The organism is Sphingobium fluminis (genome assembly GCF_037723805.1).
GTDB lineage: Bacteria > Pseudomonadota > Alphaproteobacteria > Sphingomonadales > Sphingomonadaceae > Sphingobium.
Genome location: NZ_JBBJUK010000001.1, coordinates 762257 through 780500 on the forward strand (window position 1 = coordinate 762257; position 18244 = coordinate 780500).

Consider the following 18244-nt stretch of genomic DNA (forward strand, 5'->3'; position numbering starts at 1 on the left):
CGCCTCCGCTCAGCAGAGCCCTTCGACTTCGCTCAGGGCGAACGGCTGGAAGTTTTCGCTATGGGCGAACGGTTCGGATGTGTTCGCTCAGGGCGAAAGGTGTGTTTAATGCACGAGGGTGCCGAGGCCTAGATGCGCGAGGATCGCGGCTGTCGCGCAGACGGCCAGCGTGCCAGGGACGCCGAGCCTTGTCCTGAACAGCAGGAGACAGGCGAGCGCGGCCAGACCGAGCGCAAGGGGATCGATGCTGCCCAGGTCGGGAAGCTGTGATTTGAATGGCCCGGCGTCGACCATGATCACGCGGCGGAACAGCAGATGGAGCGCGAACCAGACGGCGAGATTGGCGATCACGCCGACGACGGCGGCGGTGATCGCGGCGAGGCCGCCCTGCAACCGGCGGGCGTGGGACAGGCGCTCGATCCACGGAGCGCAGGCGAAAATGCCGAGGAAACTGGGTGCGAAGGTGGTCCATGTCGTGACCGCCGCGCCGAGGATGCCGGCGAGCATCGGTGAAAATGGCGCGGGCGCGCGATAGGCGCCGAGGAAGCCGACGAACTGCGTCACCATGATGAGCGGTCCGGGTGTCGTTTCGGCAAGGCCGAGGCCGTCGGCCATTTCGCCCGCGCTCAGCCAGTGGTGCGCCTGAACCGCCTCCTGCGCCATATAGGCAAGCACCGCATAGGCGCCGCCGAAGGTCACGACGCCGAGCTTGGAAAAGAAGGCGCCGATTTCGAACAGCGGGTGTTGGGGGCTGAGCCAGATCGCCACCAACAGCATGGGCGCAGCCCAGATCGCCCCCCAAAGAAGGATGGTGCCAAGGGTCGCGACGAGCAGGGATCGCGCCGACCGCGCGGGCGGGGGCGGGGAGTCCATTTTGAGCTTGAGCCATTGCGGCGCGAGCGCGGCGACCCCCATGCCGATGAGGCCCGCGCCCAGCACCACGAGCGGGAAGGGCAGGTCGAAAAGGAACAGAGCCGCGAACGACAAGGCGGAGAGCAGATATTTGAACGGGGTGTTGAGCGCCCGCTTGCCGATGCGCAGGAGCGCCTGCGCCACGAGCGCCAGCACCGCCGCCTTGATGCCGAGAAACAGGGCGGCGAACCAGCCGAGATGGGCAGCGTAAACATAGAGGATCGACAGGCCGAGCATGACGATCGCGCCCGGCAGAACGAACAAGCCGCCGCCGACCAGTCCGCCGCGCACGCCATGGAGACGCCAGCCGATATAGGTGGCGAGCTGCTGGGCTTCGGGGCCGGGGAGCAGGTGGCAGAAGTTCAGCGCCTGAAGGAATCGCTCTTCGCTGATCCAGTCGCGGTCGTCGACCAGTTCCTTGTGCATAAGTGCGATCTGGCCGGCGGGCCCGCCAAAGCTGAGCAGGCCGATGCGCCCGAAGACGCGCGTCATTTGCTGGAAATCAGGTTCGGACATAGGTTCCCCAACGGCACGAATGCCGCCCATTGCTACGACGCTTGGGCGGGGAACGCCTGAACGGGAGGTCGCCTCGTCCCGTCCCGCCTTGCTGCCATAGGCCCGATCGCCGTGCAATACGTACCGGGCATGCTATATAAAATAACCTATTTGGAACATTTCTCTTGACAGCGTCACGCTGTTCTGGCAGCTATGGGCACACTGAGAAATTGTGACTCGCCGGCGACGGTATGGGGCTGATCCGCAAGGGTCGGCCCTTTTGCGTTGGCGTGGGGCGTGTAGGCGATCGGGGGATGGCATGGCGGATGGCAAGGACGGCGGGGCGCATGGCAAGGTACGGATTCGCAGCTTTTCCGGCAAGGCGAGCGACGGCGGGGTCGAGCGGGCGTTGACGGTGGCGGGCAGCCTGCGGAGCGGGGGCGTCAACGGGCCGCAGGTGAAGGCGATCCGCAAAAACGGGTGGACGCCGATGCGGCGCAAGCTGTTCATGGAGACGCTGGCCTCGACCTGCAATGTCAGCGAGGCGGCGCGGGTCGCGGGCAAGAATCTGTCGAGCGCCTATTATCAGCGGCGGCGCGATCCCGCCTTTGCTCGCGAATGGGGGCAGGCGCTGAGCGTGGGTTATGGCGAACTGGAAGCCTTGTTGTTGCGCCAGTCGCTGTTCGGGAGCGAGCAGGAGGATGTGACGCTGGATGGCGAGGGCGTGGTGAAGAGCCGCAAGATCCGGCGCGGTCATCCTCATGCCGTCGCGGTGCGCCTGTTCCTGGCGCATCGGAGCTCGGCCGAAGCGGCGCGGGCGCAGGAGATGCGGGACCAGCCGCAGGGCGAGGATGCGATGGATCGGTTGCGCGCGGCCTTGCTGGAGGTGCGGGCGCGGGTGGCGCCGGACCGGGAGGAGTGAGGGCGAGGGTTTTCGCCATATTGCGGCGTTCGGGTCTGGGGCTGGGAGGCGGGCGCCACTGAGCGTTGTGGCTAGGCCCCTGGGCCCCGGCTTTCGCCGGGGAACGGAGAGGGTTCGCAAGCCGTGATTTTCTTTCGCATCTAGGGGGGGCGCTCACATTATGGGCGGGGTTTCGGATTTCGAACGGCTGGCGCTGTTGCCACAGGTCGAGCGCGATCGCGTGCTGGCGGGGCTGGACGAAGCGGCGGCGGAACGGCTGGCGCTCGACTGGCGATGGCATGCGCGGCCCGAGCAGATCGCGCCGGACGGCGAATGGCGTATCTGGCTGATGATGGCGGGGCGCGGGTTCGGCAAGACGCGGGCCGGGGCGGAATGGGTGCGCGAGGTGGCGGAGGGCGATCCGCGCGCGCGGATCGCGATCGTCGGCGCGACGCTGGGCGAGGCGCGCAGCGTGATGGTGGAGGGCGCGTCGGGCCTGTTGTCGATCGCGCCCTGGTGGAACCGGCCGGCCTTTGCGCCGGCGCTGCGCAGGCTGATCTGGCCCAATGGCGCGATGGCGACGCTCTATGGCGCGGCGGAGCCCGAGGCGTTGCGCGGGCCGCAGTTCAGCCATGGCTGGGCCGACGAAATCGCCAAATGGCCGGGCGGCGTGACGGCATGGGATAATATGATGATGGGCCTGCGGCTGGGGCGCAAACCCCGCGTGCTGGCGACGACGACGCCGCGCCCGGTGCCGCTGGTGCGGGCGCTGGTGGCGCGGGAGGGGTTTGACGCCATCGTGACGCGGGGGCGGACGGCGGATAATGCCGCGCATCTGGCGGACGGTTTCGTCGAAGCGATGATGGCAAGCTATGGCGGGACGCGGCTGGGGCGGCAGGAGCTGGACGGCGAGCTGATCGAGGAGGTGGAGGGCGCGCTGTGGACGCGCGACCTGATCGAGCGGTGCCGGGTGGCGCATGTACCGGGTCGCGGGGACGCGCTGGCGCTGTCGCGGGTGGTGGTGGCGGTCGATCCGCCGGCATCGGCGCATGGTGATGCGTGCGGGATCGTGGTCGCGGGGACGGGTGGCGACGGGCGCGCCTATGTGATTGCCGATGCGAGTATCGGGGGTCAGTCGCCCGAAGGCTGGGCGCGGGCAGTGGCGGTGGCGGCGGCGACGCATGGCGCGGACAAGGTGGTGGCCGAGGCGAATAATGGCGGGGCGATGGTCGAGAGCGTGTTGCGCGCCGCCGACGCCGGGCTGCCGGTGCGGCTGGTCCATGCGAGCCGGGGCAAGGTGGCGCGGGCCGAGCCGGTGGCGGCGCTCTATGAGGCCGGCCGGGTCGCGCATCGCGGGGCCTTTCCGCAGCTTGAGGATGAAATGTGCGGCCTCGTCATGGGGGGCGGCTATGTCGGGCCGGGACGGTCGCCCGATCGCGCCGACGCGCTGGTGTGGGCGCTGACCGAGCTGATGCTGGGGCGGCGGGGCGAGGCGCGGGTGCGCGGCGTTTGGTAGGACGGGCGCGCGAGGCGGCCCCTTGTTTGAGCTTTTAATAGGCGGGTGACGCCGCCGACTTCCACATCCTGTCCCACCGGGGCGAGGATTTTTTGTGCGCGGGGGTTTTCATGAAATGGTTCGGGACGAAAGCGGCGCGTGATGACGCGCGGCCGGCGCTGGCGCGCGCATGGGGTTCGGGCGCGGCGGCGCTGGGCGAGTGGCCCGCGAGCTATGAGGCGCAGCTTCGTAGCGGGGTGATCGGCAATCCGGTGGCGCAGCGGGCGTGGCGGCTGGTGTCGGAGGGCGCGGGCGCTTGTACGCTGGTGGCCGACGGGGTTGCGGGTGAAGCAAGCGCGCAGGTGCTCGCGATCGTCAACCGGGCGTCGGCGGGGCAGGGACTGGTCGAGACGCTGGCCACGCATCTGCTGCTGCATGGCAATGCCTATGTGCAGATCATCGCCGGGGCGGACGGGATGCCGGCGGAACTGTTCGCGCTGCGGCCCGAGCGGGTGTCGGTGGAGGCCGATGCGCGCGGCTGGCCGATGGCCTATCTCTATCGCGTCGGCGAGAGCGCGACCCGGCTCTGCTCGGAGGACGGCGCAGGGCGGACGGGCGTGATGCACCTTAAGGCGCTGCATCCGCTGGACGATCATTACGGGCTGGGCTGCGCCGGCGCGGCGGCGGGCGCGGTGGCGATCCACAATGCCGCGACGGTGTGGAACAAGGCGCTGCTCGACAATGCTGCGCGGCCATCGGGGGCGATGGTCTATGATCCGGGCGACGGATCGGTGATGAGCCCGGAGCAGTTCGACCGGGTGAAGCGCGAGATGGAGGTCGCTTTTTCGGGTGCGTCCAATGCGGGACGGCCGATGCTGCTTGAGGGCGGGCTGGACTGGAAGGCGATGAGCCTGACTCCTGCCGAGATGGATTTCGTGGGGCTGAAGGCTGCGGCGGCGCGCGAGATCGCGCTGGCCTTCGGCGTGCCGCCGATGCTCATGGGGCTGCCGGGCGACAATAGTTACGCCAATTATCGCGAGGCGAACAAGGCGCTGTGGCGGCAGTCGATCTTGCCCCTGGTGGGGAAGATTTGCGGGGGACTGGCGCAGGGGCTGGGCGGATGGTGGCCGGGGTTGCGGCTGAGCGTCGATCTGGATGCGGTGCCGGCGCTGTCGGACGAACGCGTCGCGCTGTGGGAGCGGGTCGCGGGTGCGGACTTTCTGAGCGCGGACGAGAAAAGGGCGATGCTGGGGATTGGAGGGGCGCGGGCATGAAATATGATGGCGAGATGCTGGCGCGGCTGGTGGCGCAGGCGGAAGGCGTGCCAGGCGCCGGCGACATGGTGATGATCCGGGCGCTGATCGAGGAGGCGAGCGAACTGGGCGCAGGGCGGGCGCTGGAGCGGCTGGGGCTGAGCGACCGGCGGGCCGAGGACGATATGCGGGAACTGCGCGAACTGCTGGGCGCCTGGCGCGACGCGAAGAAGGCGGCGCGCGGGGCGGTGGTCGGCTGGGTCGTGCGGATCGGGCTGGCGCTGGTGCTGCTGGGGATCGCGGTGAAGATGGGGCTGCTCGGGCTGGTGCGCGCATGAGCGGGGGAGAGGTGCGCTTTGCCGGCTATGCGGCGGTGTTCGACCGGGTCGACCGGGGCGGTGACGTGGTGCGGGCGGGGGCGTTCGCGGGCGTGAGCGCGCGGGGCGTGCCGCTGTTGTGGCAGCATGCGCCGGGAAGCGCGATCGGGACGGTCGAGCGACTGGAGGAGGATAAGCGCGGCCTGCGCGTGATCGGGCGGGTGTCGGCGCGGACGGCGGCGGGGCGCGAGGCGGCGGCGGCGCTGAAGGCAGGGGCGCTCGACGGGTTGAGCTTCGGCTATCGGGTACGGGCGGCGCGAGGGGCGCGGCCCAGGGAATTGCTGGCGCTGGAGCTGGTGGAGGTGAGTCTGGTGACGCATCCGATGCAGGATGCGGCGCGGGTTATTGCCGTGGAGGATTAGATGCCCGCCATCGGTCGAGGATTTTCAGGGCGGTCCTTCCGGGGCCGCCCTTTTTCATGTTCACAAGCAGGAGACGCATATGACGGATGTCGTTTTGGACGGACTGGAGGGGGCGTTTGACGCTGTGCTTCAGGGGGAGAGGATTGCCGCGCTGGAGGCCGATCTTTCCGCGATGCGGGTGCAGATGCAGCGGCCGGCGCTCGACGGGGTGAAGGGCGGTCGCGTCGATCCGGCGCGGGCGGCTTTTGTCGATCGCTATGTGCGGCAGGGGCATGAGGCGGGGGTGGAGCTGAAGAGCTTTTCGGGCGCTTCCGGCGGGGCGGGGGGCTATGCCGTGCCGCGCGAGATCGACCAGCTGATCGATGCGACGCTCAAGAGCATGTCGCCGATCCGTTCCATCGCCAATGTCGTGCGCACCGGTACGGCCGGCTATCGCAAGCTGGTGACGGCGGGCGGGATCGTATCGGGTTGGGCGAGCGAGACGGGCGCGCGGGCCGAAACGGGTACGCCGGTGTTCAACGAGATTGCGCCGCCATCGGGCGAGCTGTACGCCAATCCGGCGGCGAGCCAGGCGATGCTGGACGATGCGCAGTTCGATGTCGAAGGGTGGCTCGCCAGCGAGATCGCGCGCGAGTTCGCCACGGCGGAAGGATCGGCCTTCGTCAATGGCAATGGCACGAACAAGCCCAAGGGCTTCTTGACCTATACCACTACCAGCGAGGGGGACGGGGTGCGGGCGTTCGGATCGCTGCAATATGTGGCGTCGGGCGCATCCGGGGCGTTTGCGGGCGCGGGGCCGCAGGACAAGCTGGTCGACCTGGTCCAGAGCCTGCGCGCACCCTATCGTCAGGGCGCGAGCTTCGTCATGAATGCGGCGACGCTCGCCACCATCCGCAAGATGAAGACGAGCGACGGCGCATTCCTGTGGCAGCCGTCGCTGGCGGCGGGGCAGCCGACGACGCTGCTGGGTTATCCGGTGGTCGAGGCGGAGGACATGCCCGATATCGCGGCGGGCAGCCTGTCGATCGCGTTCGGCAACTTCCACGCCGGCTATGTGATCGCTGAGCGAAGCGAGACCAGTATCCTGCGCGATCCGTTCAGCAACAAGCCGTTCGTGCATTTTTATGCGGTCAAGCGAATCGGCGGTGCGGTCGCCAATAGCGAGGCGATCAAGCTGATGAAGTTCGCCACGTCCTGATCGGCCCCACGCGGCTTGGTTGAAATGATGGGGGGAGCGTCCACGGGCGCTCCCCCTTTTTTTTGTGGGGGACGGGCGTGGCGATCACCGATCTTGAGATGGCGGACCTGGTGCGCGAGGTCTGTTACGATATGGGCGCGGGCCCGCTGGTGCTGGGCGGGCCGCTGTCGGGCTATCGCGCCTTTGCCGATGCGGTTAACGAGGGCGTGGAATTTCCCTATGTGATCGTGGGGATTGCCGATCCGTCCCAATGGGAGGCGGGGACGGGCGTGCTGGACGATGGCGGGCGACTGGTGCGCCTGCCCGCCGCGTCATCCGCAGACGGGATGGCGGTGGATTTCACGGCCGGCGAAAAACGCGTGGGGCTGGCGTTGCATGCGGCCTGGGCGCGGGCGATCGAGGAGCATGGCCACGCCATGGCCGAGATTGTCGGCCTGCCTGCGGCGCTGGCGGGCAAGCAGGCCGCGAGCGCAAATCTGAGCGCGATCGCTGGTCAGGCAAGCGCCGCCGACCATATGAGCTATTGGACCGGCGCGGGGACGGCGGGACTGACGCCCGTGAGCGCACAGGGGCGCGCGATGATCGGCGCGGTCGACGCCGGTGCGGTGCGGGCGGCGATCGGACTGGTCATCGGCAGCGACGTGCAGGCTTTCGATACGGATCTGGCGGCGATCGCGGCGTTGCCGACCACGGCCTTTGGGCGGGGCGCATTGACGCAGGCGGACGCGGCGGGGCTGCGCGCCTATATCGGCGCTGGCACCAGCAGCACCGCCGGCACCGTCACGAGCGTCGGCATTGGCGGGGGAACCACTGGTCTGACCGTGGCCGGCGGGCCGGTGACGGGCAGCGGTTCGCTGACGCTGGGAGGAACGCTGGCGATCGGCAGCGGCGGCACGGGCGCCGTCAGCGCGGCGGGCGCGCGGGGCAATCTGGGGCTGGCGATCGGCAGCGACGTGCAAGGCTGGTCCGCCAATCTGGCGGCCTTGTCCGGCCTTACGACGGTCGCGGATCGCATCGCCTACTGGACCGGTGGCGGGACGGCCGCGCTCGCGACATTGACGGGATTCGGCCGGAGCCTGATCGACGATGCCGATGCGGCCACGGCGCGCGGCACGCTGGGTCTGGGCAGCATCGCCACGCAGGCGAGCGCCAGCATATCCATCACCGGCGGTGGGGTTACGGGACTGGCGTCGCTGGGCGTGACGCGCGCGGGCGCGGCAAGTGCGGTGGCGATTCCGCTGGCCGCCGATGCGGGCTATTCGGTGGGACTGAATTTCCAGACGGGCAGCCTCAACCGCTGGTCGGTCGGCCGCACCAACGGCGCGGAAAGCGGCAGCAATGCGGGGTCCGACCTGATCGTAAACCGTTATTCCGATGGCGGCGTATTTTTGGGCACGGCGATTTCGGTCGGCCGAGCGAGCGGCAATATCGTGCTCGAAGGCCATGCCTATCCGTCGACGGACAATAGCCGGTCGCTGGGGCTCGGCAGCCAGCGCTGGTCCGTCCTCTATGCGGGCACCAGTACGATCAACACGTCCGACGCGCGTGACAAGCGCGACATCGGGGCGGTGGACGATGGGCTGCTGGACGCGTGGGGCGAGGTGGAGTGGCGGCGCTACCGCTTTCGCGATGCGTTCGAGCAGAAGGGCGAGGGAGCGCGATGGCATTTCGGGCTTGTCGCCCAGCAGGTGCGCGACGCGATCGACGGGCGGCTTGGCGCGGGCGCGGCGGTGCGGCTGGGGCTGGTGTGCCACGACGCATGGGAGGCGATCCCGGAAGAATGCGACGCGCTGGGCGCGACGGTTCAGCCCGCGCGTGAGGCGGGCGACCGGTGGGGCCTGCGTTATGAGGAATGTTTCGCTGTCGAGGCCGCGTGGCAGCGGCGGCGAATGGACCGCATCGAAGCGATGATTTCCGGAGGTGACGATGCCGCAGGGTGAGCCGGTAGGGGCGCGCCCGATGGGCGACATTCGGGGCGAGGACAGATGGAGCGGACCGTGGCGAAGCGGGGTGCGGCCGTCGCAGCAGACGCGCGCCGTCGGCGACGTCCGCACCGACATGGTCGGGACGGAACAGGGGAGCAAGATCCGATGAGCCTGCATATCAAGGACCCGCACGGGCGGATCGACCATGCGATCGACTGGTCCGCCTATCTGGCGGGGCAGGAGATTATCGCCAGCAGCTGGTCGGTCACGCCGGATGAGGATGGCGGACTTGCCGTGATCGACCACGCTTTCGAGCCGACCCGGACCAGCGGCCGCATGAGCGGCGGTCTGGCCGGGCGGCTGTATCGCGTCACCAACCAGGTGACCTTGTCCGATGGGCAGATCGACGAGCGGTCGATCCATTTTCGCGTGGAGGAGCGCTGATGCTGGCGGAAACAGAGCAGGGCGCGCCGGGCGCGGCGCTGGCGGAACTGAAAGCCTATCTGCGGATCGAAACCGGGGACGAGGATGCGGTGCTGGCCGGGCTGCTGCGCGGCGCCACGGCGCTGTGCGAGCAGTTTATCGGCCAGTGGCTGATCATTCGCGAAGGCCAGGAAACGGTGGCGGCCGATGCGTGGCGGCGGCTGTCGGCGCGTCCGGTGGTCGAAATCCTGTCCGTTGCGAGCGCGGGCGATGTGCTGCCGGTCGATGCCTATGCGGTCGATATCGATGCGCTGGGCGAAGGGTGGGTGCGCGCGGTGCGACCGGTGGGCAGCGGGTTGTTGACGGTGCGCTATCGCGCGGGATTGGCGCTGGAGCTGAACGGCCTGCCCGAGCCGATCCGGCAGGGGATCGTGCGGCTGGCGGCGGAGCATTTTTCGGCGCGCAACGGCGATGTCGGTACGCCGCCGGCGGTGGTGAGCGCGCTGTGGCGGCCGTGGCGGCGGATGCGACTGGCATGAGGGCGGGGCTGGTGCGGCGGATCGCGGGTCTGGCAGAGGCGCGGGCGGCGCGCCTGCGCGAGGCAATCGCGCTCGCGATGATCGGGCAGGGGGTCGAGCAGGTGGCGGTGGAGGACGAGCGCGTGCGCCTGTCCGGGCGTGGGCTGATGCGGCGGTGGATGAATGACCTTGCGTTGCGCGGGGCGGGGAGGGGCGAGCGATGAGCGCGGAACTGGCGATTCGGGGCGCGGTGATCGACGCTTTACGGGGCGACGCCGCGCTGATGGACCGGCTCAACGGCCTGTTCGACGGCGCGCCGGTGCGGGCGAGTGCGCCCTATGGCGTGGTCGGCGACTGTCTGGGCGCGGACTGGGGGGCGAAGGATGTGGACGGGCGCGAGTTGCGCCTGTCGATCAGCCTGCATGATGCGGGACCCGCGCCGGGGCGGCTCGCGCCGCTGCTGGCGCGGATCGATCCGGTGCTGCGGGCGATGCAGGCCCCTGCGGACGGATGGCGGATCGTTGCCACGCGGCTGTTGCGATCGCGGGTCGCAAAGAGCGGCGCGGAAGCGTGGCAGGCGGTGGTGGATTATCGGCTGCGCGTGGTGCGGGACGTATGAGGGATTTTGGGTGTCGCACAAGTGTCGTTCTGCGGGACTCATGGGCCCCGGCGTGCGCCGGGGAACAAGACGATCTGAGGTGACGCATCCCGCTTAAGGGCGCGAGAAGTGCCGCTCAGGGCGACTTCGCATAATCCTCATATTCGGCGGTGATCTTGTCGACATATTCGGTGACCTGATCGTCCGCGTCCGACTGGCTGTCCTTGAGCGACATGCCGTCCGCCTTGTCGGCGGCGAGGATCGCGGTGCGGAAGGCGGCTTCCTTGTCGCCGCATTTGGCCTTGAGCAAGGCTGTGAAGTCGGCAAGCGTCGGCTTCGTCTTGAGCGAGGGTTCGATCTGCGCTTCCAGGCAGGCCGAAAAGGCCTTGCGCCCGGCGCCCACGGCATCAGCCGAAGGCGCGGTGGCGAGCATCATCGCAAGCGGTGCGGCAATCAACATCTGAACCTCTCCTCATCCCGATTCTGAACCGGTTTATCTGAGAAGGAGAATGCGCCATGGGCGTCGAAAAAGGAAGCGCGTTTCTGTTGAAAGTGGGCGATGGCGGGTCGCCGGTCGCCTATGCCACGGTGGCGGGGATGCGCACCACGCAACTGTCCGTCAATGGCGAGGCGGTGAACATCACCAGCAAGGATTCAGGGGGCTGGCGCGAATTGCTGTCGGGCGCGGGCGTGCGATCGGTCAGCGTATCAGCGGCGGGGATATTCACCGGATCGGCGGCGGAAGTGCGCATTCGCAATCATGCGCTGTCGGGCACGATCGACGATTATGAACTGAGCTTCGAGAGCGGCGAGCGGATGCGGGGGAAATTCCTGGTCACGCGGCTCGACTATGCCGGGGACTATAATGGCGAGCGCAATTATGCGCTGAGCCTGGAAAGCTCCGGTGCGGTGGTGAGCCTGTGAGCGGGGCCAACCCGGTGCGGGGCGAGGTGGCGCTGGAGATCGGCGGGGCGCGGCTGACGCTGCGGCCGAGCTTCGGCGCGCTGGTGGCGGCGGAGGAGGAACTGGGGCCGCTGTTCGCGCTGGTCGAGCGGGCGGCCGACGGGAAGCTGACGCTGGGCGAGATGGCCGGGCTGTTCTGGCACTGTCTGGTCGAGCGCGACGGGGGGCTGACGCGCGAGGGGCTGGGCGAGGCGATCGTCGCGGTGGGGCTGGCGCGGGTGACGCCGGTGCTCAAGGCCATTTTGCAGAAGATATTGGCGGGCAAGTGAAGCGCTTTGCCGAGGACGCGGCGCGGCTGGCCGGCGTCGCGGGGTGGCTGCTCGGATGGCGGCCGCATGAATTTTGGCGGGCGACCCCGGCGGAACTGGAAAGCGTATTGCTGGCGGCGCGGAGCGAGGATGTCGCCGGCGAGGGCGTGGACGCCGGCGATCTGGCGCGGCTGATGGCGGGGATGCCGGACTGATCTGGATGGGAGGGCGAGATGGACGAGGAAATCGAGACGCTGGTCGTGCGCGTGCGCGCCGACACGCAGGGGTTGAGCCGCGATGTCGATGCGATGCGGGCGGATATGGAAGGTCCGCTGGCGACGGGGGCGGAGCGGGCGGGGCGGCGGATCGAACAGGGGCTGCTGCGCGCGGCGCGCACCGGCAAGTTCGGGTTCGAGGACCTGAAGCGCATCGCGATCGGCGTGCTGGACGATATCGCGGCGAGCGCGCTCAAGACGGCGATGGGCAGCGTCGGCGGTGGCGGGGGGCTGCTCAATATGGGGTCGTCGCTGCTGGGATCGGCGCTCGGGCTGCCGGGCCGGGCGACCGGCGGGCCGGTGTCGCCGGGGCGCGCTTATATAGTCGGCGAGCGCGGGCCGGAGCTGTTCGTACCTACGATGAGCGGACAGGTGCTGGCGCATGGCGCGGGCGGCGGGCGCGATGTGCGGGTGAGCATTGCCGTCAGCGGGCGGGGCGGGGACAGCGAGCCGAGACTGCTGGCGCGCAGCGCGCGGCAGGTGGCGCGGGCGGTGAGGGGAGCACTGAACGGATGAGCGGCATCGATTACTGGCTGGCGGACGCGCGGCGGGGGCAGGAGACGCGCTTTATCAAGCGGTTCGCGCCGACGCACTGGACCGTCAATTTTCCCCGGCCGATGATGGCGAGCGTCGTCACGACCGCGGCGGACGCATTGCGGGTGGATTGCGTCTTTTACGGGTCGGGGGATCTGGCGGGGCTGATCTGGGAGGCGGAGGATGTATGGAGCCATCCGCTGCTGGCCTATGAGACGGCGCGGGATTTTCGCCAATGCGTGCTGCGGTTCCGCTGGCGCAGCGGCGGGCTGCGGCGGCTGGACGAGACGCATGGGCCGACGCTGACGATCGAGGGGCGCGATGTGGAGGGAAATCCGCGGGCCTGGTATGTGCGGTTGTGGAATTATGCGAACGGATCGCCGGAAGATGCCGAGATTGCGATCGATTTCGCCGATCTGGACGGTGGCTTCCTGTTGCCGGGCGAGGCCGATCCGGTGTGGGCGGGCGATGTCGATCGCATGTTCATTTCGCTGGTCGCGCCGGGCTATGATGCGGGAGACATGCCCTTTGCGGCGGGTGCGGAGGGCTGGGCGGAACTGTCGCAGATGCGGTGCGACGGCGCGGGATCGGTGCTGAGCGTAGGCGATGTGATGGTGCCCGAACATGGGCTCAGCATGGCGACCGGCTATGATGACGGGTTCAACCAGACGCCCGAGCGGATCGTCGCGGCGATCCATGCGCTCGGCTATCGCGGGGCGATCAATCATTATGTCGGCATGAGCCATTATTTCCGGCTCGAACGGGCAGGCGGCGGGCTGTATGTCAGCCTGACAGGCGGCGTGCTGAATGCGCCTTGCGCGGCGTGGCATGCGGACTTCGCGCAGCGGGCAAAGGCGTTGGGGCTGGGGGTGATCTGGTCGCTCTCTTATGAGCTGTTCGACGCACATTGCTGGAACGATTGGAAGCAGCGGGCGGCGAATGGCGACCCGGCGCTGACCGGCTGGTCGCCGCCATCGACCTTGCTATCGCCGGCCCATGGCGGGGCGATGGGTTATTTGCAGGCGGTCGCCGGAGCCTTTGTTTCCATCGGGTTGTCGGCGGATTTGCCGATTCTGTTTCAGGTCGGCGAGCCATGGTGGTGGGTGATGCCGGGCGATGGGCGCATCTGCCTGTATGACGATGCGGCGCGCGCGGCGTTCGGGGGCAGCCCGGTGGCGATCCCGGACGTGCGGGAGGCGATGAGCGGCCCGCAACTGGCGTTGCTGGATGCGGCGGGGGCAATGCTGGCGGCGTCGACGGCGGCGCTGTGCGCGGCGGTGAAGGCGGTGGCGCCCGAAGCGGTGACGCATCTTCTGGCCTATCTGCCGACGATCCTCGACCCGCTGGCGCCCGAGGCCAAGCGGGCGAACATGCCGGTCGGCTGGGCGTCGCCGGCTTTCGACGTGCTGCAACTGGAAGATTATGACTGGGTGACGGAGGAGCGGCCGGGGCAGACCGCGCGCGGCGTGGCGCTGGCGACGGCGCGGCTGGGCTATCCGATCGCGGAGCAGCATTATTTTTCCGGCTTCGTGCTGCGGCCCGACCAGACGGCGCAGTGGCGCGCAATCGCGGCGGCGGCGCAGGCGTCGGTGGAGCGAGGCACGGCGGCGACTTTCATCTGGGCGCTGCCGCAGGTCGCGCGCGATGGCTTTACCTGTTTCAGATTGAGTGGGGACAAGGATATGCAAGCCTTTGACGATGTGGCGTTTCCGCTGGCGATCGGGCGCGAGGCGAGCTTGTCGCCGGCCTTTTCGACGCAGATTGTGGAAAGCCCGTCCGGGCATGAGCGGCGGAGCAGCGACTGGGCCGATGCGCGGCTGTCCTTCGATGCCGGGCCGGGGGTGCGATCGGAGGCGGACATCGCCGCGCTGATCACCTTTTTCCGGGCGCGGCGCGGGGCGGCGCGGGGATTTCGCTTTACCGATCCCTATGACGACCGCAGTTGCGGCCATGGCGAGGCGCCGGGGCCGATCGACCAGCGGCTGGGGATCGGCGACGGGGTGCGGACGCATTTCCAGCTGACCCGCTATTATGGCGAAGGCGAAGAGGCGCAAAGCCGGATCGTCACCCGGCCGGTGGCGGGGAGCGTCAGGGTGGCGGTCGATGGCGTCGAGGCGATGGCCGGCTGGAGCTTTGGCGCATTGGGCGTCATCGCGTTCGACCATGCGCCGGCGGTGGGCGCGGTGCTGACCGCCGGGTTCCGCTTCGACGTACCGGTGCGCTTTGCCGAGGACCGACTGGATATTAACCGCGCGACCTTTGCGGCGGGCGAGGCGCCATCGGTGCCGCTGGTGGAGATCCGCGAATGAGCGGCGGGGAAGAGAGCATTGAAACGATACTGGGCAAGCCCTTGTGCACGCTGGCTTTTTGCTGGCGGCTGGAGCGGCGCGACGGGGTCTGTATCGGGCTGACCAGCCATGATCGCGACCTCGTGATCGGCGGGATGCGCTATCGCGCCGCGCCGGGGATGCGGCCGGCGGCGGTGCGCGGCGGAATAACGGCCGAGGGTGGCGATACCGATGTCGAGGGCGCGCTGGTGGCGGATGCGATCAACGAGGCCGACCTGACCGCCGGTCGTTGGGACGGGGCGGCGCTGGAATTGCGGCTGACCGAGTGGGAGTCGCCCGGCGCGCTGTGGCTGTTGCTGGCGCGCGGCGAACTGGGCGCGGTGGGGCGCAGGGGCGGGGCGTTCACCGCCGAACTGGTGGGCGCGGCGGCGGTGCTGGGGCAGGCGGTCGCGCCGTCGACCTCGCCCGACTGCCGGGCGGCGCTGGGGGACCGGCAGTGCCGGGTGGACCTGGCCGCGCGGCGGCGGATCGTGACCGTCGCCGGGGTCGAGGGTGCGGATGTGGCGGCCTCGGGCCTCACGGCGGGCGATTATGCCTTTGGCACGCTGCGCTGGCTGAGCGGGGCGAATGGCGGCATCGTGCAGGGGGTGGCCGATAATGGCGCGGACAGCGTGATGCTGGTCGATCCGCCGCCCTACGCGGTCGAGGCGGGGACGCTGGCGCTGCTGACCGAAGGCTGCGACCGGCAGATGGAGACCTGCGCGACGCGCTTTGCCAATGCGCTCAATTTCCGGGGCGAACCCTATCTGCCGGGCACAGACCTTTTGACGCGCTATCCCGGCGCGTGAGGGGCGACATATTGGGCGCGGCGGTGGCTGCGCAGGCACGCGGGCTGATCGGCGCGCCGTTTCGCCTGCATGGCCGCGACGAGCGGCGGGGCGTGGATTGCGTCGGGATTGCGGCGCTGGCCTTCGAGCGGGCCGGGCATCGCGGCGCATTGCCCCCGGCCTATGGGCTGCGGCTGAACGATATCGCGCGGGTCCGGGCGTGGCTGGCTGCGGCGGGGCTGGCCGAGGTCGCGGAGATGCGGCCCGGCGATCTGGCGCTGGTGCGGCCGGGGCCGGTGCAACTGCATCTGATGATCGCCGTGCCGGGCGGCTTTGTCCACGCCCATGCGGGACTGGGCCGGGTGGTGGAATGTCCCGGCGCTTCGCCCTGGCCGGTGATCGGCATCTGGCGCGCAATCGAGGAGTGAAGGAATGGCCACTTTGGTGCTTACCGCCGTGGGATCGGTGTTCGGGCCGATCGGGGCGGCTCTTGGTGGGCTGATCGGCAACGCGTTCGATCATGCCGTGCTGTTCAAGCCCAAGGGCCGCGAGGGGCCGCGCCTCAACGACCTGCAATTGCAGACATCGACCTATGGCTCGCAGATACCGAAGCTGTTCGGGACTATCCGGGTCGCGGGCACCGTCGTCTGGGCCACCGACCTGCGCGAGACCAAGAGCAAGAGCGGCGGGGGCAAGGGGCGCCCGAGTGTCACCACCTATGCCTATTCGGCGAGCTTTGCGGTGGCGTTGTCCGCGCGCCAGGTGCGGTCGGTGAAGCGCATCTGGGCCGATGGCAATCTGTTGCGCGGGGCGGCGGGGGACTTCAAGACCGAGCTGGGGGCATTCCGCCTGCATGATGGCGGCGAGGATCAGCCGGTCGATCCGCTGATCGCTTCGGCGCAGGGGGTGGCGCGGACGTCGGCGCATCGCGGGGTCGCCTATGCATTGTTCGAGGATCTGGCGCTGGCCGATTATGGCAATCGCATTCCGTCGCTGACCTTCGAGGTGGAGGCCGATGACGGCGCGATGTCGATCGGGGAGATCGCGTCCGTGCTGAGCGAGGGCGCGCTTTCCGGCGCCGGACTGGCGAGCGTCGATGGCTATGCCGCGGAAGGGCGCGATATCGGCGAGGCGATCGCGCCGCTGATCGAGGCGCAGGGGCTGGCGCTGCTGGCGAGCGAGGATGGGCTTGTGCTGGAAGCGGCGGCGCTGACGGGCGAGGGCGAGATCGGCGGGGAAATATTGTGCCGGGCGGTGAACGGTCGGGCACTCGACGCTATCGAGCGATCGGTCGAGGCGGCGGAAACGGCGCCGGTCGCGCTTTCGATGCGCTATTATGACGCGGAGCGAGATTATCGCACGGGTGTGCAACGGTCGACACGACCGGGACCGGGCCGGGCGGAGCGGGGCGTCGACTTGCCTGCCGTGCTGTCCGCCGATGCCGCGCGCGGGCTGACCGGGCGGCGGCTGGGCGAAATGTGGACGGGCAGGGCGACGATGACGCTGCGCTGCGGGTGGGAAGCGCTGGCGTTCGAACCCGGCACGGTCGTGACGGTCGAGGGCGAGTCCGGGCTTTGGCGGATCGAGGAGCGCGAATGGGAGGCGATGGCGGTGCGGCTGGCGCTGCGCCGGACGCGGGGCGTCGGCGGCAGCGTGCCTGTAGGGGCCTCGTCCGGGGTGATCGTGCGCCAGACCGATGCGCCGCATGGGCAGACGACATTGATGCTGGCGGACCTGCCGGCGCTTAAGGACGGCGTGGCGAGCGCGCCGGCCGTCGTGGCGGCGGCAAGCGGCGGGCCCGGCTGGCGGAGTGCGGCACTGTTCGCCACGAGCGCCAGCGGTGAGGCCGTACCGATCGGACGCACCCCGTTGCGTGCCGTCATGGGGACGTTGGATGCCGCGCTTGACGCCGGCAGCATCACGCTGGTCGACGAGAAAAATAGCATGACCGTCACCTTGCTGGCCGAGGATATGCTGTTGCTGCCGGCCGACGAGGCAGCGCTTTCACTGGGGCGAAACCTGTGTCTGGTCGGGAAGGAACTTATCCAGTTCGGCCATGCCGTGCAGATTGGCCCCGCGCGCTTTCGCCTGAGCAGGTTGCGCCGGGGGTTGCGCGGGACCGAATGGGCGATGGGTCAGGCATCCGGCGCTGCCTTTCTGGTGCTGGAGGAGGACAGGGTGATCGACCCGCTCGCGGCGATGGGCATGGACGGCGACATCGGCGAACCCGTGCGACTGGCGGCGATCGGCATCGGCGATGTCGAACCGGCGGAGGCGGCGGTGACGCTGACCGGCGAAGCGTTGATCCCGCCGTCGCCGGTGCATCTGACCGCGCGGGCGCAAAGCGGCGGCTGGGTGATCGGCTGGACCAGGCGGAGCCGCGCCGGCTGGCGCTGGAGCAGCGGCAGCGACGTGCCGCTCGCCGAGGAAAGCGAGCGCTATGCGCTGCGGATAATGGATGGCGCGGTGCCGATTCGAAGCGCGGAATCGGTTTTGCCCGTCTGGAGCTATGACTCCGCGATGATTGCGGATGACGGCGCTTCGGGCACCGTGACCGTGGAAATCCGCCAGATCGGTGCGCGCGCCATGGGCCGGGCGGCGACCATCATGATCAATCTGTGATTGCGTGAACTTTTCTCCAGACCGAGGATT

The 18244-nt window shown here is 69.1% G+C and carries 22 protein-coding genes; 20 read left to right on the forward strand and 2 right to left on the reverse strand.

Translation table 11 applies throughout. The features are described 5' to 3' along the window. Window positions 1-105: 105 nt before the first annotated feature. Window positions 106-1428, reverse strand: a complete 1323-nt coding sequence (gene chrA, locus WG907_RS03790; RefSeq protein ID WP_340231265.1) for a chromate efflux transporter — start codon at window positions 1426-1428, stop codon at window positions 106-108. A 298-nt stretch (window positions 1429-1726) separates the two neighbouring features. On the opposite strand from chrA, the gene WG907_RS03795 reads away from it, so the two are divergent. The 12 genes from WG907_RS03795 (at window position 1727) to gp17 (ending at window position 10478) form a co-directional block, all read left to right on the forward strand. Beyond that, on the forward strand, window positions 1727-2329 hold the full coding sequence (locus tag WG907_RS03795; protein WP_340231266.1) for a hypothetical protein: 603 nt from the start codon (window positions 1727-1729) through the stop codon (window positions 2327-2329). A gap of 160 nt (window positions 2330-2489) precedes the next feature. Next, window positions 2490-3824, forward strand: a complete 1335-nt coding sequence (locus WG907_RS03800) for a DNA-packaging protein (RefSeq protein WP_340231267.1) — start codon at window positions 2490-2492, stop codon at window positions 3822-3824. Between the two features lie 110 nt (window positions 3825-3934). Further along, complete coding sequence (locus WG907_RS03805; RefSeq protein WP_340231268.1) at window positions 3935-5077, forward strand: phage portal protein; 1143 nt, start codon at window positions 3935-3937, stop codon at window positions 5075-5077. Next, window positions 5074-5394: a DUF6127 family protein gene (locus tag WG907_RS03810; RefSeq protein ID WP_340231269.1), complete on the forward strand. Its 321-nt coding sequence runs from the start codon at window positions 5074-5076 to the stop codon at window positions 5392-5394. Before WG907_RS03805 ends, WG907_RS03810 begins: the two co-directional genes overlap by 4 nt. Then, window positions 5391-5795, forward strand: a complete 405-nt coding sequence (locus WG907_RS03815; RefSeq protein WP_340231270.1) for an HK97 family phage prohead protease — start codon at window positions 5391-5393, stop codon at window positions 5793-5795. The genes WG907_RS03810 and WG907_RS03815 overlap by 4 nt, the downstream gene beginning before the upstream one ends. Window positions 5796-5874: 79 nt before the next feature. After that, complete coding sequence (locus WG907_RS03820) at window positions 5875-6993, forward strand: phage major capsid protein (RefSeq protein ID WP_340231271.1); 1119 nt, start codon at window positions 5875-5877, stop codon at window positions 6991-6993. 77 nt (window positions 6994-7070) lie between these two features. Next, complete coding sequence (locus WG907_RS03825; RefSeq protein ID WP_340231272.1) at window positions 7071-8933, forward strand: tail fiber domain-containing protein; 1863 nt, start codon at window positions 7071-7073, stop codon at window positions 8931-8933. Continuing rightward, a complete protein-coding gene (locus tag WG907_RS03830; protein ID WP_340231273.1) occupies window positions 8920-9087 on the forward strand; it encodes a hypothetical protein in 168 nt (55 codons plus the stop codon). Before WG907_RS03825 ends, WG907_RS03830 begins: the two co-directional genes overlap by 14 nt. Then, window positions 9084-9362, forward strand: coding sequence for a phage fiber-tail adaptor protein (locus tag WG907_RS03835; RefSeq protein ID WP_340231274.1), 279 nt, complete (start codon window positions 9084-9086; stop codon window positions 9360-9362). Before WG907_RS03830 ends, WG907_RS03835 begins: the two co-directional genes overlap by 4 nt. Then, on the forward strand, window positions 9362-9880 hold the full coding sequence (locus WG907_RS03840; RefSeq protein WP_340231275.1) for a head-tail connector protein: 519 nt from the start codon (window positions 9362-9364) through the stop codon (window positions 9878-9880). The genes WG907_RS03835 and WG907_RS03840 overlap by 1 nt, the downstream gene beginning before the upstream one ends. Next, the gene (locus WG907_RS03845; RefSeq protein WP_340231276.1) at window positions 9877-10083 is read left to right on the forward strand and encodes a hypothetical protein; all 207 of its coding nucleotides are present in this window, start codon (window positions 9877-9879) and stop codon (window positions 10081-10083) included. The genes WG907_RS03840 and WG907_RS03845 overlap by 4 nt, the downstream gene beginning before the upstream one ends. Continuing rightward, window positions 10080-10478 (forward strand): tail completion protein gp17, encoded by a 399-nt coding sequence (gene gp17 / locus WG907_RS03850; RefSeq protein WP_340231277.1) that lies wholly within the window; start codon window positions 10080-10082, stop codon window positions 10476-10478. Before WG907_RS03845 ends, gp17 begins: the two co-directional genes overlap by 4 nt. A 115-nt stretch (window positions 10479-10593) precedes the next feature. Here the strand turns inward: gp17 and WG907_RS03855 are convergent, their stop codons facing one another. Further along, window positions 10594-10917 carry a hypothetical protein gene (locus WG907_RS03855; protein ID WP_340231278.1) on the reverse strand — a complete coding sequence of 108 codons (324 nt, stop codon included), beginning with the start codon at window positions 10915-10917 and terminating at the stop codon, window positions 10594-10596. A 56-nt stretch (window positions 10918-10973) separates the two neighbouring features. Between WG907_RS03855 and WG907_RS03860 the strand changes: the two genes are divergently transcribed. Genes WG907_RS03860 through WG907_RS03895 form a run of 8 tightly spaced genes read left to right on the forward strand, consistent with a single transcriptional unit; the run spans window position 10974 to window position 18214 of the window. Then, on the forward strand, window positions 10974-11381 hold the full coding sequence (locus tag WG907_RS03860; protein WP_340231279.1) for a phage tail tube protein: 408 nt from the start codon (window positions 10974-10976) through the stop codon (window positions 11379-11381). Then, window positions 11378-11689: a gene transfer agent family protein gene (locus WG907_RS03865; RefSeq protein WP_340231280.1), complete on the forward strand. Its 312-nt coding sequence runs from the start codon at window positions 11378-11380 to the stop codon at window positions 11687-11689. The genes WG907_RS03860 and WG907_RS03865 overlap by 4 nt, the downstream gene beginning before the upstream one ends. Beyond that, window positions 11686-11883 (forward strand): phage tail assembly chaperone, encoded by a 198-nt coding sequence (locus WG907_RS03870; protein WP_340231281.1) that lies wholly within the window; start codon window positions 11686-11688, stop codon window positions 11881-11883. Before WG907_RS03865 ends, WG907_RS03870 begins: the two co-directional genes overlap by 4 nt. An 18-nt stretch (window positions 11884-11901) precedes the next feature. Then, entirely contained in the window at window positions 11902-12459 is a 558-nt protein-coding gene (locus WG907_RS03875; RefSeq protein ID WP_340231282.1) for a tail tape measure protein, read from the forward strand. Then, entirely contained in the window at window positions 12456-14786 is a 2331-nt protein-coding gene (locus WG907_RS03880) for a DUF2460 domain-containing protein (RefSeq protein WP_340231284.1), read from the forward strand. The genes WG907_RS03875 and WG907_RS03880 overlap by 4 nt, the downstream gene beginning before the upstream one ends. After that, window positions 14783-15613 carry a phage/gene transfer agent baseplate hub protein gene (locus WG907_RS03885; RefSeq protein ID WP_340231285.1) on the forward strand — a complete coding sequence of 277 codons (831 nt, stop codon included), beginning with the start codon at window positions 14783-14785 and terminating at the stop codon, window positions 15611-15613. Before WG907_RS03880 ends, WG907_RS03885 begins: the two co-directional genes overlap by 4 nt. Further along, on the forward strand, window positions 15610-16020 hold the full coding sequence (locus WG907_RS03890) for a peptidoglycan endopeptidase (protein WP_340231286.1): 411 nt from the start codon (window positions 15610-15612) through the stop codon (window positions 16018-16020). The genes WG907_RS03885 and WG907_RS03890 overlap by 4 nt, the downstream gene beginning before the upstream one ends. A 4-nt stretch (window positions 16021-16024) precedes the next feature. Then, on the forward strand, window positions 16025-18214 hold the full coding sequence (locus WG907_RS03895; RefSeq protein ID WP_340231287.1) for a phage tail protein: 2190 nt from the start codon (window positions 16025-16027) through the stop codon (window positions 18212-18214). Window positions 18215-18244: the final 30 nt, after the last annotated feature.

Bases quoted from the DNA above. Each gene is read 5' to 3' on its own strand.
- chrA (WP_340231265.1), bottom strand. From the start codon at position 1,428: ATGTCCGAACCTGATTTCCAGCAAATGACGCGCGTCTTCGGGCGCATC.
- WG907_RS03795 (WP_340231266.1), top strand. From the start codon at position 1,727: ATGGCGGATGGCAAGGACGGCGGGGCGCATGGCAAGGTACGGATTCGC.
- WG907_RS03800 (WP_340231267.1), top strand. From the start codon at position 2,490: ATGGGCGGGGTTTCGGATTTCGAACGGCTGGCGCTGTTGCCACAGGTC.
- WG907_RS03805 (WP_340231268.1), top strand. From the start codon at position 3,935: ATGAAATGGTTCGGGACGAAAGCGGCGCGTGATGACGCGCGGCCGGCG.
- WG907_RS03810 (WP_340231269.1), top strand. From the start codon at position 5,074: ATGAAATATGATGGCGAGATGCTGGCGCGGCTGGTGGCGCAGGCGGAA.
- WG907_RS03815 (WP_340231270.1), top strand. From the start codon at position 5,391: ATGAGCGGGGGAGAGGTGCGCTTTGCCGGCTATGCGGCGGTGTTCGAC.
- WG907_RS03820 (WP_340231271.1), top strand. From the start codon at position 5,875: ATGACGGATGTCGTTTTGGACGGACTGGAGGGGGCGTTTGACGCTGTG.
- WG907_RS03830 (WP_340231273.1), top strand. From the start codon at position 8,920: ATGCCGCAGGGTGAGCCGGTAGGGGCGCGCCCGATGGGCGACATTCGG.
- WG907_RS03835 (WP_340231274.1), top strand. From the start codon at position 9,084: ATGAGCCTGCATATCAAGGACCCGCACGGGCGGATCGACCATGCGATC.
- WG907_RS03840 (WP_340231275.1), top strand. From the start codon at position 9,362: ATGCTGGCGGAAACAGAGCAGGGCGCGCCGGGCGCGGCGCTGGCGGAA.
- WG907_RS03845 (WP_340231276.1), top strand. From the start codon at position 9,877: ATGAGGGCGGGGCTGGTGCGGCGGATCGCGGGTCTGGCAGAGGCGCGG.
- gp17 (WP_340231277.1), top strand. From the start codon at position 10,080: ATGAGCGCGGAACTGGCGATTCGGGGCGCGGTGATCGACGCTTTACGG.
- WG907_RS03855 (WP_340231278.1), bottom strand. From the start codon at position 10,917: ATGTTGATTGCCGCACCGCTTGCGATGATGCTCGCCACCGCGCCTTCG.
- WG907_RS03860 (WP_340231279.1), top strand. From the start codon at position 10,974: ATGGGCGTCGAAAAAGGAAGCGCGTTTCTGTTGAAAGTGGGCGATGGC.
- WG907_RS03875 (WP_340231282.1), top strand. From the start codon at position 11,902: ATGGACGAGGAAATCGAGACGCTGGTCGTGCGCGTGCGCGCCGACACG.
- WG907_RS03880 (WP_340231284.1), top strand. From the start codon at position 12,456: ATGAGCGGCATCGATTACTGGCTGGCGGACGCGCGGCGGGGGCAGGAG.
- WG907_RS03885 (WP_340231285.1), top strand. From the start codon at position 14,783: ATGAGCGGCGGGGAAGAGAGCATTGAAACGATACTGGGCAAGCCCTTG.
- WG907_RS03895 (WP_340231287.1), top strand. From the start codon at position 16,025: ATGGCCACTTTGGTGCTTACCGCCGTGGGATCGGTGTTCGGGCCGATC.